This is a genomic window from Micromonospora sp. DT31, from assembly GCF_049841795.1.
Taxonomy (GTDB): Bacteria; Actinomycetota; Actinomycetes; order Mycobacteriales; family Micromonosporaceae; genus Micromonospora.
Genome location: NZ_JBNCKZ010000001.1, coordinates 436,902 through 452,920, shown reverse-complemented (window position 1 = coordinate 452,920; position 16,019 = coordinate 436,902). Strand labels below are relative to the sequence as shown.

Sequence of the window (16,019 nt, the reverse complement as noted above, 5' to 3'; positions counted from 1 at the left end):
CACATGTAACACCTGGGGGGCGCGGCGACGCTGGACCCGGCGAGGCCGGCATCCTGCGCGGCCTCCGCCCGGACCGCGTCCCGAACGCAGGGGCGGTCCACCGCACCAACCCCCTGGGAGTCTGTGTGAACAACCTCCGTCGCAAGACACTGGCCGCGGCGTCCGCCGTGACGCTCGGCGTCGGGCTCGCCGCCGTCGGCGGCACGGCGCCGGTCGCGGCCGCCGGGCCGGACACCTCGTACCTGGTCCTCGCCCCGCAGGGCTCCGGCACCGCCAAGGCCGCCGCCCGCGTCGCCGCCGCCAACGGCACCGTGGTGGCCGCATACGACAAGATCGGCGTGCTCGTCGCGCGCTCGTCCGCCCCGGACTTCAGCACCCGGGTCGCGGGGGCCGGCGTCGAGTCGGTCGCCTCCACCGGTGGCCTGGGCACCGCCCTCGACGAGGGCGAGACCGTGGAGGTCCCGGCCGCCGCGGTCGCCGCGGCGACCGCCGACCCGACCGCCGAGCCGCTCTACGGCCAGCAGTGGGACATGGACATGATCCGCGTCCCGCAGGCCCACGCGGTGAACGCCGGCAGCCCGTCCGTCGTGGTCGGCGTGCTGGACAGCGGCATCTCCAGCAGCCACCCGGACCTGGCGACCCAGATCGCCAAGGACAAGAGCGCCTCCTGCATCGGTGGCGCCCCGAACACCGCCGAGGCGGCGTGGAACCCGACCACGAGCGACCACGGCACCCACGTGGCCGGCACCATCGCCGCCGCGGTCAACGGCGTCGGCGTGACAGGTGTCGCACCGGGCGTCAAGGTCGCCGCGGTCAAGGTGGTCAACGACGACGGCTACATCTTCCCGGAGGCCGCGGTCTGCGGGTTCATGTGGGCCGCCGAGCACGGTTTCCAGCTCACCAACAACAGCTACTACATCGACCCGTGGGAGCTGAACTGCCGCAACGACGCGCGGCAGCGCCCGGTGTGGAAGGCCGTGCAGCGGGCCCTGCGCTACTCGCAGTCCCAGGGCGTGCTGCACGTGGCGTCCGCGGGCAACTCGAACTACGACCTGGCCCACAAGATCACTGACACGGGCAGCCCGAACAACGGCACCCCGGAGGACCGGCAGAACCTCACCAACGCCTGCCTCGTCCTGCCGGCCGAGGCTCCCGGTGTGGTGACCGTCTCGGCGGTCGGTCCGACCGGCGACAAGAGCTACTACTCGTCGTACGGCCAGGGCGTCGTCGAGGTGACCGCGCCCGGCGGCGACACCCGGTTCCGTACCCGGGGTGTCACCTCCACGTCGACCGACGGCATCCTGTCCACCACGTTCAACACCGCCACCCGCACCAACGGGTGGGGCTACAAGCAGGGCACCTCGATGTCCGGCCCGCACGCCGCAGGCGTGGCCGCGCTCGCGGTGTCCGCGCACCCGGGCATGACCGCCGGCCAGCTCTCCTCGTTCCTGGAGCGCACGGCCGTGGCGAAGTCCTGCCCGTCCGGCGTGTACAACCCGGTGCCGCTGATCCCGGCCGGCCCGAACGCCTATGACGCCACCTGCTCCGGTGGGAAGCGCAACAGCTTCTACGGCGCCGGCGTCGTCGACGCGTACAACGCGGTGAAGTAGCCGCGACACCGACGGAACGGGCTCGGCGTGAGCACGTCGGGCCCGTTCTGTTTGTCCAGTTCAGGACGCGGGTACCCGGGCATCGTCAGCCGATTTGGGAGGTAGCCGGTGTCCACAGACGCGATCGTCCTGCTCAAGGAGGACCACAAGGAGTTCCGTCGTCTCTTCAAGGCCTTCCAGGGGGCCGAGGAGGGGCCGGCGAGCGAACGCGGGAAGATCGTCAAGCGGATCCTCGAAGCTCTGACGGTGCACACCTACCTGGAGAACGAGGTGATGTACCCGGAGGTCCGCAAGCTGGTGCCCGACGTGGAGGACGACATCCTCGAGTCGTACGAGGAGCACCACGTGGTGGACGTGCTCTGCTTCGAGCTGTCCACCATGACCCCCGACGACGAGCGGTACAACGCCAAGACCACGGTGCTCATCGAGAACGTCCTGCACCACGTCGAGGAGGAAGAGGAGGAGTGGTTCCCGAAGGTCCGGGAGGCACTCGGCCGCAACCAGCTCCAGGAGATCGGTCAGCGGATGCTCGACCTGCGCCCCACGGCGCCGAAGACGCCGACCGCGCCGAAGGCGTTGAAGAAGGCGCTGGACGCCGTGGTCGCCTGACCTGCGCCAGCACACGCCGAGCGGGACCCGCCCTCCCGGGGACGGGTCCCGCTCGGCGTGCCGGCGCTCAGTCTCCGGCGCCGGGCTCGGCCATCTTCCGGTGCTGCTCGGCCTTCAGCCGATCTGGAATGATCTTGCCGGCGGCGGTCTGCAGCTTGTTGACGAACGAACCCGCCGCCACCTTGTGCTCCCCCTTCATCAGCGCCTCGAACGCGTCGGCGGCCACCGTGCGCGGATCGTCCTTGGGCCCCTGGCCGACCCGGGTGTCCCCCAACTCGGCCCGGTCGAAGAACTCGGTGTCGGTCGGGCCGGGCATCAGCGCGGTCACCGTGACACCGCTGTCCTTCAGCTCGTTGCGCACCCCCTCGGCGAAGGACTGCACGAACGACTTCGAGGCGTTGTAGACCGCCTGGTACGGGCCGGGCATCGTGGCGGCGATGGAGGACGTGAACAGCACCCGCCCCGCGCCCCGGCGGACCATCTCCGGCAGCAGCAGCTTGGCCAGGTGCACCGTCGAACGCACGTTCAGGTCGACGATCGTCAGCTCGTCGGCGAGGTTGGTGCCGCCGACGAAGTCCCCGCCCGCGCCGCGGCCGGCGTTGAGCGCCAGCGCGTCGACCGGGCGACCACGCCCGGTCACCGCCTCGGCGAGCCGTTGCACGCCCTCGGGCGTAGCCAGGTCCACCTGGACCGGGTAGACCTCCGGGCCGCCGTCGCGCCGCAGGTCCCCGGCCGCCCGTTCGATCGCCGCGTCCTCGGCGGCGACCACCACGTCGTACCCGTGTTCGACGAACTGCGCCGCCAGCTCGTACCCGATGCCGCTGGACGCGCCGGTCACCACGGCCAGCGGCCGTCCGGTGGTGGGTGTGGTCATGCTCGTGCCTCCTCTCCCGGGGCCGGACCGCGCTCGCGGTGCCTGCCCTCCCGGTGGGTGTGCCCCGCGACGGGCGGCCCAACCCCGCCGGCCGCACCCCGGCCGGTAGGATCGGCGCGGGCCGTGACTGGCGCGTGGAGATGGAGCACCATCGGGGAGCGGCCTCGTCATGAGGACGCATGCCGAGCGCCTGGGCCTTCCGCACGTCACCAGGAGGTCGCATGTCGCCCAACGCCGAGTCCACCGCCTTCCGCAGCGCGTTGGAGGTCATCCGCGGCGTCGAGCCACGGGTGGCGGACGCCATCGCCGCGGAACTGGCCGACCAGCGCGAGTCGCTCAAGCTCATCGCCAGCGAGAACTACGCCTCCCCGGCGACGCTGCTGGCCATGGGCAACTGGTTCAGCGACAAGTACGCCGAAGGCACCATCGGGCGGCGCTTCTACGCCGGCTGCCAGAACGTCGACACCGTCGAGGCGCTCGCCGCCGAGCACGCCCGGGAACTGTTCGGCGCCACCCACGCCTACGTGCAGCCGCACTCCGGCATCGACGCCAACCTGGTCGCCTTCTGGGCGGTCCTGGCCGACCGGGTCGAGTCCCCCGCCCTGCGCAGGGCCCAGGTCCGCCAGGTCAACGACCTCACCGAGGCGGACTGGTTCGCGCTGCGCCGGGAGCTGGGCAACCAGCGGATGCTGGGCATGTCGCTGGACGCGGGCGGCCACCTCACCCACGGGTTCCGGCCGAACATCTCCGGCAAGATGTTCGACCAGCGCAGCTACGGCACCGACCCGACCACCGGCCTGATCGACTACGACCGGGTGGCCGAGGCGGCCCGCGAGTTCAAGCCGCTGATCCTGGTGGCCGGCTACTCCGCGTACCCGCGCAAGGTCAACTTCCGGGTGATGCGGGAGATCGCCGACTCGGTCGGCGCCACCTTCATGGTCGACATGGCCCACTTCGCCGGCCTGGTCGCCGGCAAGGTCTTCACCGGCGACTTCGACCCGGTGCCGCACGCCCACATCGTCACCACCACCACGCACAAGTCGCTGCGCGGCCCGCGCGGCGGCATGGTGTTGTGCGGGCCGGAACTGGCCGACCAGGTCGACCGGGGCTGTCCGATGGTCCTCGGCGGCCCGCTGCCGCACGTGATGGCCGCCAAGGCGGTCGCGCTGGCCGAGGCGCGGCGGCCCGACTTCGCCGACTACGCCCAGCGGATCGTGGACAACGCCCAGGCGCTCGCCGACGGGCTGCTGCGGCGGGGGGCCACGCTGGTCACCGGCGGCACCGACAACCACCTGGTGCTCATCGACGTGTCCGGCTACGGCCTCACCGGCCGGCAGGCCGAGCAGGCACTGCTGGACTCGGGCATCGTGACCAACCGCAACTCGGTGCCGCAGGACCCGAACGGCGCCTGGTACACCTCCGGCATCCGCATCGGCACGCCCGCGCTGACCACCCGAGGGCTGGGCGCCACCGAGATGGACGCCACCGCCGAGCTGATCCACACCGTGCTCAGCCGGACCACGGCGGGCACCGGCCCGGACGGCGCCGCGTCGAAGGCGAAGTACGTCCTGGACCCGGCGGTGGCCGAGTCCGTCGGCAAGCAGGCCGCCGACCTGCTCATCCCGTTCCCCCTCTACCCCGCCGTCGACCTGGGCTGAGTCGACCACGCTGCGGTCTGTCACGACGTCGGCGCCACCGTGCACACGGGGGCGCCGACGGGCGGACGGGCGTCAGCGCAGCGGGCGTTTGAGGTGGTAGCGGTGCACCTCGGTGCTGCCCTGCACGTTGTTCACGTCCTCGGCGGCGGAGACCAACTCCCAGCCCTCCCGGCCGACCCGGTTGAGATGCGCGACCGCGGTGTCGCCGTACGCGGTCACGTCGGTGCGGGACCCGTCCGGGCCGTACCAGACGAACGAGACGTGGAAGTTCCTCCCCTGCCCCTGATAGCGACGGACCAGCAACGCGTACTCCCAGGCAACCATCGGTCCATTATCAACGGATCCGGCGGGCCGGAGAACACGGGCGGTGCCGCGACCGCGACCCCCTGCGGTGTCAGGCCGGCACGCCGGCACGCGCGGCGGTGTCCGTGACCAGCGCGGCGAGCCGGTCCAGACCGACATCGATCAGCTTCGGTGTGACCGCACTCACCGACAGTCGCAACGCGTTCACCGGCGTGCCCGCGTCGTAGAAGTGCGCCATCGGCGTCCACAACACCCCGTACTCCCCGGCCGAGCGGTGCAGCAGCGCGTCGTCCACCGGGAACGGCACACTGACCACCACGAAGAACCCGCCCGCCGGGACGGTCCAGGTCACCGCGCCGCCGGCCGGGAACCGCCGGGCCAGACCGTCCACCAGGTGGCGCAGGTTGCGGGCGTACGCGGCCCGCTCCCGGGCGTTCGCGGCCACCAACGAACAGTCGTGCGCCAGCAGGGCGCCGCCGATCACCGCCTGACTGATCGGCGAGGTGTTCACCGTGACCATGCTCTTGATCTTCGCGAGGTGGTCGGCGAGCGGCACCACCACACCGTCCGGGCCGCCCACCCGCTGGTCGGCCACCACGTAGCCGACCCGCGCCCCGGGCAACACCGTCTTGGCGAACGAACCCAGGTAGATCACCCGTCGGTCGGTGTCCAACGCCTTGAGCGTGGGCCGCCGCGGCGTGCCCTCGGCCGGGAACAGGCCGTACGGATTGTCCTCGATCAGCAGCAGGTCCTCCTCGGCGGCCACCTCCAGCAGCCGCCGCCGCTGCCCGGTGTCCATGCTGACCCCCGACGGGTTGGCGAAGTCCGGCATCACGTAGCAGCCCCGCGGGCGCAGCCCCGCCGCGCGGGCCCCGCGCACCTGCGCGCGCAGGTCGACCAGGTCGACCCCGTCGGGGCCGCCGGCCACCGGCCGCACCGGCATGTCGACCAGGCGGGCCGCCCCGGTGAGCCCGACATAGGTGGGCGCGACCGCGAACAGCACGTCGGCCGGCCGGGCCCGCAACGCGCGCAGGACCAGGAACATCGCCTCCTGGCAGCCCACCGTCACCACGATGGACTCCGGGTCGACGGTGAGCCCCTCGTCGACGGCGAGATTGCGGGCGACCAGATGGTGCACGATGCCCTTGGTCCGGCCGTACTGCAACAGCATCCGGTCCACCTGGACCCGGTCGAGCCCCAGGTCCTCGTCCAGGTGCCGGCGGAAGCGGTCCAGGTGCGCGTGCAGCAGCGTGGAGTCGAAGAACTCCTCGTACGGCCGCCCGGCCGCCAGCGACACCGCCCGCGGGTAGTGCTGCGCCACCTCGTTGAGGAAGTTCATCGAGTTCAGCGCCGGGTCACCGACGCTGCCGTGCAGGGCCGTGACGGCCAGATCCACCGACTGCACGTCAACCCCCGATCCGGGTGGACAACAGGCGGGCCGCCGCCGGGTCGGCGCAGCCGCTGAGGATGAGCGCGTCCCGCAACTCGGCCGCGAGCAACGCCAGCGCCGCCTCCGCGCCCGCCCGCCCGCCGGCGGCCAGCGCCCACAGCAGCGGCCGGCCGACAAGCACCCCGGCCGCGCCGAGCGCCAGCGCACGCAGCACGTCCACGCCGCCGCGCACGCCGCTGTCCAGCAGCACCGCGCACCTGTCGGCGACCGCGTCGACCACGTCGGGCAGCACGCCCACGCTGGCCGGGGCGGCGTCGAGCTGCCGGCCGCCGTGGTTGGAGACGACCACCGCGTCGACGCCGGCCGCCGCCGCGCGGACCGCGTCGCGCGGGTCGAGGATGCCCTTGACCAGCACCGGCACCGGGGTACGCGCGCGCAGCCAGTCCAGGTCCGCCCAGCTCAGCGCCGGGGCGAAGACCGCGCCGGTGTGCACCGCCACCGCCGACACCCCGGGCGTGCCCTGGTGGGCCAGGTCGTCCCGGCCGCCCGGCAGATTGGCGGCGGTGACGTGCGGCGGCAGCGCGAAGCCGTTGCGCGCGTCACGCAGCCGCCGGCCGAGCACCGGCACGTCCACGGTCACCATCACCGCCGCGCACCCGGCCGCCGCCGCCCGGTCCAGCAGGTCGGCCACCAGAGCGCGGTCACGCAGCCAGTAGAGCTGGAACCACACCGTCGCCCCGGTCGCCGCGATCTCCTCGATCGGCGTGCTGGACAGCGTGCTGATCACATAGGGCACGCCGGCCGCGCCGGCCGCCGCCGCGAGCGCCGGCTCACCGTCGGGATGCAGCAACCGCTGGTACGCCATCGGCGCGACCGCCACCGGCAACGCGGCCCGACCACCGGGCAGCGGCGCCTCGGTGGACGGGTCGTCCACCCCGGCGAGCATCCGGGGCAGCACCGCCACCCGGTCCAGCGCGGCCCGGTTCGCGGCCAGAGCGGTCTCGGTGCCGCTGCCGCCCTCGACGAAGTCCCACACGTCGGCCGGCAGCACCGCCCGGGCCAGCCCGGCGAACTCCGCCAGGCTGGCCGGCGCGACGAACCCGGACCGGTCAGCCATGGTCGACCCCCACCGGCGCCTGCGCCCCGCCGACGCCGAAGTGCCGCCGCAGGAAGGCGGCCGCCCGCTCCTGCGCCTCGCGACCGGCGTCGAACACCCCCGGCATGGCGAAGAACCCGTGCACCATCCCCGGATAGTGGGCCGTCTCGACGGGCACACCGGCCTCGTCCAGCCGAGCCGCGTACCGCCGGCCCTCGGCGCACAGCGGGTCGTACCCTGCGGTCACCACCAGCGCCGGCGGCAGCCCGGTGAGGTCCTCGGCGAGCAGCGGCGAGGCCAGCGGGTGCGCCGCATCGTCGGGGCCGGCGAGGTAGTGGCCGCGGTACCAGCCCACCGAGTGCCTGTTGAACAACAGCGGATCCTCGTCGTCGGCCGGTCGCCGGCCGGGACGCTGGTCGGTGTTCGGGTACACCAGCAGCTGCGCGGCGAGCCGGGGACCGCCGTCGGAACGGGCCAACAGCGTCACCGCGGCGGCGAGGTTCCCGCCGGCGCTGTCCCCGCCCACCGCCAGCCTGTCCGGGTCGACCCGGAACCGCCCGGCGTACGCGGCCAGGTGACGCAGCGCCGCGTGGCAGTCCTGCACCGCGGCCGGGAACGGATGCTCGGGGGCCAGCCGGTAGCCGACGGTCACGCTCTGGCAACCGGTGAGGTTGACCAGCCGGCGGCAGATCCCGTCGGCGGTGTCGACGCTGCCGAGCGTCCAGCCGCCGCCGAAGAAGTAGACGAGGGTGGGCAACGGACCGTCACCGGCGGGCCGGTGGATCCGCACCGGCAGCGGCCCGGCCGGGCCGGGCACCGTCGTGTCGCGTACCTCGGCGACCGGCTCGACCGCGCCGGAGCCGGCGCGGATCGCGGCGAGGTCGGCGGCACGGGCCTCGGCGAGGCTCTGGGTGTAGAGCGGCGCGGCGCCGGCGGCGGCCCGCGCCGCCCGCCACGCGACGACCTGCGGGTCCAGTGTCATCCGGCCTCCCCGGTGGTGACGAAGAGTTTGTCGACGCCGCGCAGGAACAGGCTCCCGCTGTAGGTGTACGGCTGGGTGACCGCGAGGCGGGGGAAACGCGCGAACAGCCGGGGCAGGGCGATGCGGCCCTCCAGCCGGGACACCGCCGAGCCGAGGCAGAAGTGCAGCCCCACCCCGAAGGCCAGCGGCGGCGGGCCGCCACGGCGCGGGTCGAACCGGTCCGGGTCGGGGAACCGGGCCGGGTCGCGGTTGGCGGCGGCGATCAGCAGCAGCACGTTGTCGTCCCGGCCGACCGGCACCCCGCCGATGTCCACGCCGGCCGGGGCGGAGCGGGCCAGGAAGTGCACCGGGCTCTCCATCCGCAGCACCTCCTCCACGCAGCCCTGGGCAAGGGCGTCGTCACCGGGCAGCGCGGCGGTCACCTCCGGGTGGGCCAGCAACAGCGGCAGACCGTTGCTGAACATGTAGACGGTGGTGACGAAGCTGGCGTTGAACAGCACGATCAGGTTACTGATCAACTCCGCCTCGGTGAGGTCGACGCCGCCCGCGTCGAGCACCTCGACCAGGCCGCTGATCAGGTCGGTGCCCGGCGTGCGGCGGCGCAGCGCGATCAGGTCCCGATAGTAGGCGCGCAGTTCCTCGGCGGCCTGGTTGGCCCGGGCCAGGCGCTCCGGGGTCTTGCCGGCGACGTCCATGTACTCGTCGATCCAGTCGACCCGCTGCCGGTACCAGGCCAGGTCCGCGGCGGGCAGCCCGATGAACTCGGCCATCACCAGAGCCGGGACCGGGTACGCGAAGTCGGCCACGAAGTCCACCTCGGTGCCGTTCGCGCCGGCCTCGGCCATGTGGTCCAGGCGTTCGTCGACGATCCGCGTCACCACCGGCTCCAACGCGCCGAGCCGGCGCGGGGTGAACGTCTTCGCGAACACCGCGCGCATCCGGGTGTGGTCCGGCGGGTTGACGAACATCATCGAGGTGAGGAAGGTGCGCAGGATCTCCTGCTCCTCCCAGCCGGGCGGGAAACCCTTGTACCAGCCCGGGTCGCGCAGGATCTGGTCCACCACGTCGTACCCGCCGGCCACGGCGGTCACGGTGCTGTGCTCGGCGCGGGCCGGAACGGCGTTGATCGGCCCGTGCTCGTGCAGGGCCGCGTAGAAGGGATACGGGTTCTGCCGGCCCTGTTCGCTGTACAGGCCGGTCAGGATCTCGCTGACGTCCACGTGCTTCCTCCCCAGGAATGGCGGCGGGGGCGGCGTCGTGTCGACCGCCGCCCCCGCCCGGTGTCACAGGCCGAGCAGTTTCAGTGGCACGGCGTTCGCCATCGCCTGCGCGCCCGCGTCGTTCGGGTGGATGTGGTCTCCGGAGTCGTACGCCGGCAGCAGCCGGCTCGGGCGGGCCGGGTCCCGCAGCACCGCGTCGAAGTCGACCACGCCGTCGAACTCGGCCCGGCCGGGGCCGCGCAGCCAGGCGTTGACCGCCTGCCGGGTGGCCTCCTTCTCCTCGGTCCACACGCCCGGCCCGCCGTTGCCCTCGTACGGCGTGAGCGTGCTGACCAGGCTGGTCAGGTCGCGCGCCTGGACCTGCCGGTTGAGCTGGCGCAGCGAGGCGATGATCGCCTCCGGGCTGTCACCGCTCATCCAGATGTCGTTGATGCCCAGTTGGGTCACCACGGTGCGCACCCCGGTCTGCGGGAACACGTCCTCGTTGATCCGGGCCAGCGCGTTCGGGCCCAGCTCGTAATAGCCGGGGAAACCACCCGCGCCGGGCTCGGTGCCCTCGTGGTTGAGCCGGTTGCCGGCCAGGCTGAGGTTGAGCACACCCGGCGTACGCGGCTCCGGGCGGGCGTCGAGCAGTCGCTTCGCCAGCAGGTCCGGCCAGCGGCGGTCGGCGTTGACGGTGCTGCCGTTGCCGTCGCTGATCGAGTCGCCGAGCACCACCACGGAACCGGGCGTGACCTTACGCTCCACGTCGATGCCGGACAGGAACATCCAGCAGCAGTTGGGCCGGATGGTGAAGCCGGTGCCGTCGGTGGCCGAGGTCAGGTCGGTGGCGCCGATGAAGTTGGTGACCCGGGACTGGCCGTGGAAGGTGACCGGGCCGGTGAGCACCGGGAAGTACAGGGTGACCACCAGGTCCTCCTGCTCGGCCACCGGGAAGGTCAGCGGGTCGCTGAGCAGTTCCGCACCCTTGTTGATGGTCGACGAGCCGGACCCGGAAAACGTCAGCGGCCGGATGCTGGCCGGGTCGACGTCGGACAGGTCGTCGGCGGTCGCGGTGTTCGGCCGGGCGATCGTGGCCCGGCCGACCTGGACGGCCTGCTGCCCGTACAGGTTGGTGAGGCGCACCCGCAGGCGCGGACCGCCGACCGAGGTCTGCACGGTCATCCGGATGCTCTGGTCGTTCAGGCCGGTCTCGGTGAGGCCGACGGTGTTCCCGCGGGTCACCGCCGCGGCCCAGGTGCCGGTCCAGTCGGCGCGCCCGTGCCCGGCGCGGTCGGTTGCGGTGGGGCCGGCGCTCGCGGTGACCGCCGGGGTGGCGGCGATCAGCATCGTGACGGCGGAAGCTATGACGTGCCATCTTCTCGGGGTCGGCATCGATCCTCCATGGTCGGCAACCCCGGGCGTGCCGCGTTGGGCGCCACTGCCCGGGCGATGGACCGGAAACTAGCCGCCGGTCGCGACGAGCGTCAATCAACCTGATCGACATGATCAAATGCCCGCGGGGCGGGACGCAACGACGATCGGCTCTGTCCCCGGTGGACCGCGGCTGCCTAGGCTCGCACTGGCGGCGGTGCGGTCGCCTACCCCGGCACCCGCCGTCACGTACCGGCCACGTTCCGGCCGGACGCCGCTAGCGGACCATGATGGGGGCTGCCCGATGACCAACCGGCCGAACTACGTACGCGAGGCGCTGGAACTCTTCGCCGGCTTCGGCGACCGGGAGGCACTGGTCGGCGGCGAGCGCCGCCTCACCTACCCCCAGGTCGCCGCCGACGTGCGTGACCTGGCCGCCGCGCTGCACCACCACGGGGTACGCCCCGGCGCGGCGGTGCTGGTCATGCTCGGCAACACGGCCGAGGGGCCGCTGTTGCAACTGGCCCTGCACCTGCTCGGCTGCCGGAGCATGTGGGTCGCCCCGGTCACCTCCCGGCGCGAGGTCGACGAGTTCGTCGCGCTGGCCGCGCCGGAGGTGTTCGTGCACGACCCCCGCGACCCGCTGGCCGTCCAGATCGCGGCGGGCCTGACCGGCGTACCCGTGCTCTGCCTCGGCCCCGGCGGCACCGGCCCCGACCTGACCGCGGCGGCCGACCCCGACGGCCCGCCCGTCGACCTGCCCGCCGACGTGCCCGCCCCGGAGTCGTTCCTGCAGACCAGCGGCACCACCGGCACCCCGAAGCTGGTGCACCACCGGGAGAGTTTCTACCGGCAGGTGCTCGCCCTGGCCGCCGATTTCCGGGCCGCCGGCTTCCCGCTGCTGCGGCACCTGTCGCACTCGCCGATGTGGCTGGCCAGCGGGCAGGTGACCACGCTGTTCAACCTGTTCACCGGCGGGGTGCTGTTCCTGCGCGAGCAGTGGGACCCGGCGGCGTTCATCGCCACCGCGCACAACGAGCGGCTGACCTCCACGTTCGTCACCCCGCCGATGCTCTACGAGGTGCTTGACCACCCCGACCTGCCGGGCGCGGACCTCTCCGCCATGTTCATGTTCAACGTGGGTGCCGGACCCGCCGCACCGGCCCGGCTGCGCCAGGCCATCGCCCGCTTCGGCCCGTGCCTGCGCATCGTGTACGGGCTCAGCGAAGCCGTGATCATCTGTGCGCTGCCCGGACTCACCGAGGACCCGGAGCACCCGGAGCGGCTGCGTTCCTGCGGCCGCCCGTACGGGGACGTGACGGTGCAGATCCGCGACACCGACGGCCGGGTGCTGCCCGCCGGGGTCGACGGCGAGGTGTGGGCGCGCACGAAACTCAGCTTCGCCGGCTACCACGGCCAGCCGGAGCTGACCGCGGACACGCTCGTCGACGGCTGGGTGCGCACCCGCGACATCGGCCACCTCGACGCCGACGGCTACCTGTACCTGGTGGACCGGTTGCAGGACCGCATCCTCACCCGCCAGCGCAGCTGGCCGATCTACTCCCGTCCGATCGAGGACGCGCTCGCCGGGCACCCCGAGGTACGCGCCGCCGCCGTCATCGGCGTGCCCGACCCGGTGGCCGGGGAACTGCCGTACGCGTACGTGGTGCCGACGCCGGACGCCACGGTGACCGGGGACGAGCTGATCGCACTCGTGGTGCGGGAACTCAGCGAGACCTGGGCGCCCGGCGCGGTGGAGTTCATCGACGCGCTGCCGCTGAACCGGTCATCCAAGGTGGACAAGCGGGCGTTGCGCGCCCGGTACGCCGCCGCGCGTCCCGCCGACGCCGACTCGCCGGGCAGTGGGATCGGCGCCCCGGCATGAACCCCCGCCGGGAGTTGTACACCCTGGTCGGCGCTGACCTGCTGTCCAACCTCGGCACCCGCATCTCGGTGGTGGCCATCCCCTGGCTGGTGTTGGAGACCACCGGCAGCCCCACCCGGATGGGTCTGGTCGCGGCGGCGGAGACGCTGCCGTACATGCTTTCCAGCGCGCTGGCCACTCCATGGGCGGACCGGTTCGGGGTGCGCCGCACCTCGGTCTTCGTGGACGCGGCGAGCGCCGCGGCGATGGCGGTGGTGGCGCTGGCGCCCTGGCTCGGGTTCGGCACGCTGCTGGTGCTCGTGGCGATCGCCGGTGGGCTGCGCGGCATCGGCGACCGGGTCAAGCACGTGCTGTTCAAGCCGGCCGCGGAACGGGCCGGGGTGCCGCTGATCCGGCTCACCAGCGCCTACGACGGGCTGGCCCGGGGCATGACGCTGTTCGGCGCGGTGCTCGGCGGGCTGCTCATCGACTGGGTCGGCCTGACCACGGCGATCTGGATCGACGCGGCCACGTTCGCGGTGTGCGCGCTGCTGATCGGCGTGCTGGTCCGGCCGCCCGCGCCGACGCAGGTCGCGCCCCGCGAGCCGTACCTGCGGGCGCTGCGCGGCGGCTTCGCGTACCTGCGAACCGACCGGACGTTGCTGACCATGCTGATCGTGGTGTCGGTGTCGAACATGTTCGCCAACGCCAGCGTCGCGGTCTGGATCCCGCTGTGGGTCAACGAGGTGCTCGGTGACCCGGCCGGGTTCGGCTTGCTGCTGGGTCTGTTCTCGGCCGGCGCGCTGCTGGGCAACCTGCTGTTCACGATGCTCGGCACGCGGCTGCCCGGCGGCGTGGTGTTCGCGGTGGGGCTGGTGATCAGCGGCCCGCCCCGGCTGCTCGCGCTGGGGCTCAGCGAGAACCTGCTCGTGGCGCTTGTGGTGACGTTCCTGTCCGGCATCGGCATCGCGGCGGTGAACCCGCTGCTCGGCACCGCCCTCTACCAGCGGGTACCGGCGGCGTTGCAGACCCGGGTGCTGGGCATCTCCGGTTCGGTGGCGTTCCTCGGCCTGCCCGTGGGGGCACTGCTCGGCGGCTGGTCGGTGGCGTTGCTCGGGCTGACCCCGGCGCTGCTGGTGATGGCCGCGGTCTGCCTGGTGCTGACCGTGGGGCCGCTGCTGCTGAACCGGTCGTCCCGGCACCCGGTCGCGGAGCCGGCGACACCCACGCCGGTCTGACCCGCGCGACAGGGCTTCGGTAGGGTCGTGGCCATGGCGACCTGGGACGACGTGCGGCGCATCGCACTGGCCCTGCCGGAGACCACCGAGCGGCCGACGTACGACCAGGCGCCCGCCTGGCGGGTCCGCGACAAGTCGTTCGTGTGGGAGCGGCCGCTGCGCCGCGCCGACCTGGAGACGCTCGGCGACGCCGCGCCCGACGGCCCGGTCCTCGGTGTCCGGGTGCCCGACCTGGGCGCCAAGGAGGCGTTGCTCGCCGACGACCCGGCGGTCTACTTCACCACACCCCACTTCGACGGCTATCCGGCGGTGCTGGTCCGACTCGACCGGGTCGACGTGGACGAGCTGACCGAGTTGGTCACCGAGGCGTGGTGTGCGCGCGCACCGAAGCGGCTCGCCGCCGCGCACCGGGCGGAGCACGGATGAGCGCGCCGGTGGACGCGGTGGTGTTCGACATGGACGGCACGCTCATCGAGTCGCACGAGGTGGTGCCCTCGGCGTACCGGGCGGCGGTGCGTGCCGGGGGCGGGCCCGAGTACACCGACGCGGAAGTCATCGCCGGCTACTCGCTGGGTTCGCCGGTCGACCTGCTGACGCACCTGCTCGGGCGGCCGGCCACCGACGAGGACCTGGCCCGCTACCACACCGAGCTGGCCGACGTCGCCGGGCGGGTGTGCGTCTATCCCGGCGTCGCGGACATGCTCACCGAGGTGGCCGAGCGGGTGCCGGTGGGCCTGTTCACCGGCGGGAGCCACGTCGCGGCCGGCATCATGCTCGACCGGGTGGGCATCCTCGACCGGTTCGGGGTCGTCCTCGGCGGGGATCAGGTTCCCCGACCCAAGCCGGCGCCCGACGGCGTGGTGTTGGCCTGTCGACGGCTCGGGGTGTCGCCGGGCCGGGCGGCGTACGTCGGTGACTCGCCGCTGGACCTGCGGGCCGCCCGGGCCGCCGGCGCGGTGGCGGTGGCCGCGGCGTGGGGGCACCAGTACGATCCGGCCGAGCCGGCCGATCTCACCCTGTCCCGGCCGGCGCAGGTGCGGTCCCTGCTCGACGGGCCTCTTTCCCCGCCCGGGCGGCTCGGCTAGCCTGCCGGGCATGCCATCGACGCTCACCGAGGCGACGGACCCGTGGTGCCTGCGACCCGGCGAGGCCGCCGACCTGCTGCGTGGGCATCCGTGGCAGCGGTTCGTGGTGCTGGGCGACAGCGTCGCGGAGGGCCTGTGCGAGCCGGTCGACGGCTACCCCGACGTGCAGTGGGCCGACCGGGTCGCGGCCGAGCTGCGGGCGGTGCGACCGGGCCTGGCCTACCTGAACCTGGGCCGCCGCGGGCTGCGCGCGCACGAGGTCCGCGCCACCCAGTTGGCCGAGGCGCTGGCCTTCCGGCCGGACCTGGCACTCGTGGTGTGCGGCGGCAACGACGCGTTCCGCTCCTCCTACGACCCGGAGGCGGTCGACGCGGAGCTGGCCGCCGTGGTCGCCGCGCTGCGGGACGCCGGGGCTGACGTGATCACGGTGGGCATGTTCGACGTCTCGCACAGCCCGGCGGTGCCCGACGCGCTGCGGCCGGGCCTGGGCGAGCGGATGCGCCTGCTGTCCCGCCACACCCGGGCGGCGGCGCACCGGCTCGGCGCGCTGCACGTGCACCTGACCGACCACCCGCTGGTCGCCGACCCGTCGCTCTACAGCAGCGACGGCCGGCACGGCAGCGCCCGCAGCGACGCCATCGCCACCGCCGAGACGCTGCGCGTCCTCGCCCGCCGGCCGGCACCCGACGCGCCTGCCGTGGACCCGCCGCCGCGGTAGCCGGACGCCGACCACCACT

The 16,019-nt window shown here is 73.3% G+C and carries 15 protein-coding genes and 1 riboswitch; of the genes, 8 read left to right on the top strand and 7 right to left on the bottom strand.

Translation table 11 applies throughout. From position 1 onward, the window contains the following. Positions 1-125: 125 nt before the first annotated feature. Both ACLQ2X_RS01920 and ACLQ2X_RS01915 read left to right on the top strand, forming a co-directional pair. A complete protein-coding gene (locus tag ACLQ2X_RS01920; RefSeq protein ID WP_425679150.1) occupies positions 126-1,610 on the top strand; it encodes a S8 family peptidase in 1,485 nt (494 codons plus the stop codon). Positions 1,611-1,718: 108 nt separating this feature from the next. Then, on the top strand, positions 1,719-2,219 hold the full coding sequence (locus tag ACLQ2X_RS01915) for a hemerythrin domain-containing protein (protein WP_425679149.1): 501 nt from the start codon (positions 1,719-1,721) through the stop codon (positions 2,217-2,219). A gap of 67 nt (positions 2,220-2,286) precedes the next feature. Here ACLQ2X_RS01915 and ACLQ2X_RS01910 read toward each other — a convergent pair whose 3' ends face one another. Beyond that, positions 2,287-3,093, bottom strand: a complete 807-nt coding sequence (locus tag ACLQ2X_RS01910; protein WP_425679148.1) for an SDR family NAD(P)-dependent oxidoreductase — start codon at positions 3,091-3,093, stop codon at positions 2,287-2,289. Between the two features lie 113 nt (positions 3,094-3,206). Next, positions 3,207-3,296, top strand: a riboswitch (ZMP/ZTP riboswitch). 18 nt (positions 3,297-3,314) lie between these two features. Between ACLQ2X_RS01910 and ACLQ2X_RS01905 the strand changes: the two genes are divergently transcribed. Further along, positions 3,315-4,751 carry a glycine hydroxymethyltransferase gene (locus ACLQ2X_RS01905; RefSeq protein WP_425679147.1) on the top strand — a complete coding sequence of 479 codons (1,437 nt, stop codon included), beginning with the start codon at positions 3,315-3,317 and terminating at the stop codon, positions 4,749-4,751. A gap of 72 nt (positions 4,752-4,823) precedes the next feature. On the opposite strand, the gene ACLQ2X_RS01900 is transcribed toward ACLQ2X_RS01905, so the two are convergent. The 6 genes from ACLQ2X_RS01900 to ACLQ2X_RS01875 all read right to left on the bottom strand — a co-directional run bounded on the left by ACLQ2X_RS01900 (position 4,824) and on the right by ACLQ2X_RS01875 (position 11,116). Then, complete coding sequence (locus ACLQ2X_RS01900; protein ID WP_091056082.1) at positions 4,824-5,075, bottom strand: hypothetical protein; 252 nt, start codon at positions 5,073-5,075, stop codon at positions 4,824-4,826. Between the two features lie 70 nt (positions 5,076-5,145). Then, positions 5,146-6,459, bottom strand: a complete 1,314-nt coding sequence (locus ACLQ2X_RS01895) for a PLP-dependent aminotransferase family protein (RefSeq protein ID WP_425679146.1) — start codon at positions 6,457-6,459, stop codon at positions 5,146-5,148. Position 6,460: 1 nt separating this feature from the next. Continuing rightward, positions 6,461-7,561: an alpha-hydroxy acid oxidase gene (locus tag ACLQ2X_RS01890; protein ID WP_425679145.1), complete on the bottom strand. Its 1,101-nt coding sequence runs from the start codon at positions 7,559-7,561 to the stop codon at positions 6,461-6,463. Next, positions 7,554-8,522, bottom strand: coding sequence for an alpha/beta hydrolase (locus ACLQ2X_RS01885; RefSeq protein WP_425679144.1), 969 nt, complete (start codon positions 8,520-8,522; stop codon positions 7,554-7,556). Before ACLQ2X_RS01885 ends, ACLQ2X_RS01890 begins: the two co-directional genes overlap by 8 nt. Beyond that, positions 8,519-9,742 (bottom strand): cytochrome P450, encoded by a 1,224-nt coding sequence (locus ACLQ2X_RS01880; RefSeq protein ID WP_425679143.1) that lies wholly within the window; start codon positions 9,740-9,742, stop codon positions 8,519-8,521. Before ACLQ2X_RS01880 ends, ACLQ2X_RS01885 begins: the two co-directional genes overlap by 4 nt. Positions 9,743-9,805: 63 nt before the next feature. Further along, complete coding sequence (locus ACLQ2X_RS01875; protein ID WP_425679142.1) at positions 9,806-11,116, bottom strand: SGNH/GDSL hydrolase family protein; 1,311 nt, start codon at positions 11,114-11,116, stop codon at positions 9,806-9,808. Positions 11,117-11,399: 283 nt separating this feature from the next. On the opposite strand from ACLQ2X_RS01875, the gene ACLQ2X_RS01870 reads away from it, so the two are divergent. From ACLQ2X_RS01870 to ACLQ2X_RS01850, 5 genes are read left to right on the top strand one after another with little or no spacing between them, the layout of a single operon-like run. Then, positions 11,400-12,980 (top strand): class I adenylate-forming enzyme family protein, encoded by a 1,581-nt coding sequence (locus ACLQ2X_RS01870; RefSeq protein WP_425679141.1) that lies wholly within the window; start codon positions 11,400-11,402, stop codon positions 12,978-12,980. Continuing rightward, positions 12,977-14,197 carry an MFS transporter gene (locus ACLQ2X_RS01865; protein ID WP_425679140.1) on the top strand — a complete coding sequence of 407 codons (1,221 nt, stop codon included), beginning with the start codon at positions 12,977-12,979 and terminating at the stop codon, positions 14,195-14,197. Before ACLQ2X_RS01870 ends, ACLQ2X_RS01865 begins: the two co-directional genes overlap by 4 nt. 33 nt (positions 14,198-14,230) lie before the next feature. Next, on the top strand, positions 14,231-14,623 hold the full coding sequence (locus ACLQ2X_RS01860; RefSeq protein ID WP_425679139.1) for an MmcQ/YjbR family DNA-binding protein: 393 nt from the start codon (positions 14,231-14,233) through the stop codon (positions 14,621-14,623). Then, the gene (locus tag ACLQ2X_RS01855) at positions 14,620-15,282 is read left to right on the top strand and encodes an HAD family hydrolase (protein WP_425679138.1); all 663 of its coding nucleotides are present in this window, start codon (positions 14,620-14,622) and stop codon (positions 15,280-15,282) included. Before ACLQ2X_RS01860 ends, ACLQ2X_RS01855 begins: the two co-directional genes overlap by 4 nt. Before the next feature lie 10 nt (positions 15,283-15,292). After that, positions 15,293-16,000: an SGNH/GDSL hydrolase family protein gene (locus tag ACLQ2X_RS01850; protein ID WP_425679137.1), complete on the top strand. Its 708-nt coding sequence runs from the start codon at positions 15,293-15,295 to the stop codon at positions 15,998-16,000. The last annotated feature ends 19 nt before the right edge of the window (positions 16,001-16,019 follow it).

Coding starts and splice junctions, on each gene's coding strand:
- ACLQ2X_RS01910 (WP_425679148.1), bottom strand. CDS start 3,093: ATGACCACACCCACCACCGGACGGCCGCTGGCCGTGGTGACCGGCGCG.
- ACLQ2X_RS01905 (WP_425679147.1), top strand. CDS start 3,315: ATGTCGCCCAACGCCGAGTCCACCGCCTTCCGCAGCGCGTTGGAGGTC.
- ACLQ2X_RS01900 (WP_091056082.1), bottom strand. CDS start 5,075: ATGGTTGCCTGGGAGTACGCGTTGCTGGTCCGTCGCTATCAGGGGCAG.
- ACLQ2X_RS01890 (WP_425679145.1), bottom strand. CDS start 7,561: ATGGCTGACCGGTCCGGGTTCGTCGCGCCGGCCAGCCTGGCGGAGTTC.
- ACLQ2X_RS01885 (WP_425679144.1), bottom strand. CDS start 8,522: ATGACACTGGACCCGCAGGTCGTCGCGTGGCGGGCGGCGCGGGCCGCC.
- ACLQ2X_RS01875 (WP_425679142.1), bottom strand. CDS start 11,116: ATGCCGACCCCGAGAAGATGGCACGTCATAGCTTCCGCCGTCACGATG.
- ACLQ2X_RS01870 (WP_425679141.1), top strand. CDS start 11,400: ATGACCAACCGGCCGAACTACGTACGCGAGGCGCTGGAACTCTTCGCC.
- ACLQ2X_RS01865 (WP_425679140.1), top strand. CDS start 12,977: ATGAACCCCCGCCGGGAGTTGTACACCCTGGTCGGCGCTGACCTGCTG.
- ACLQ2X_RS01860 (WP_425679139.1), top strand. CDS start 14,231: ATGGCGACCTGGGACGACGTGCGGCGCATCGCACTGGCCCTGCCGGAG.
- ACLQ2X_RS01855 (WP_425679138.1), top strand. CDS start 14,620: ATGAGCGCGCCGGTGGACGCGGTGGTGTTCGACATGGACGGCACGCTC.
- ACLQ2X_RS01850 (WP_425679137.1), top strand. CDS start 15,293: ATGCCATCGACGCTCACCGAGGCGACGGACCCGTGGTGCCTGCGACCC.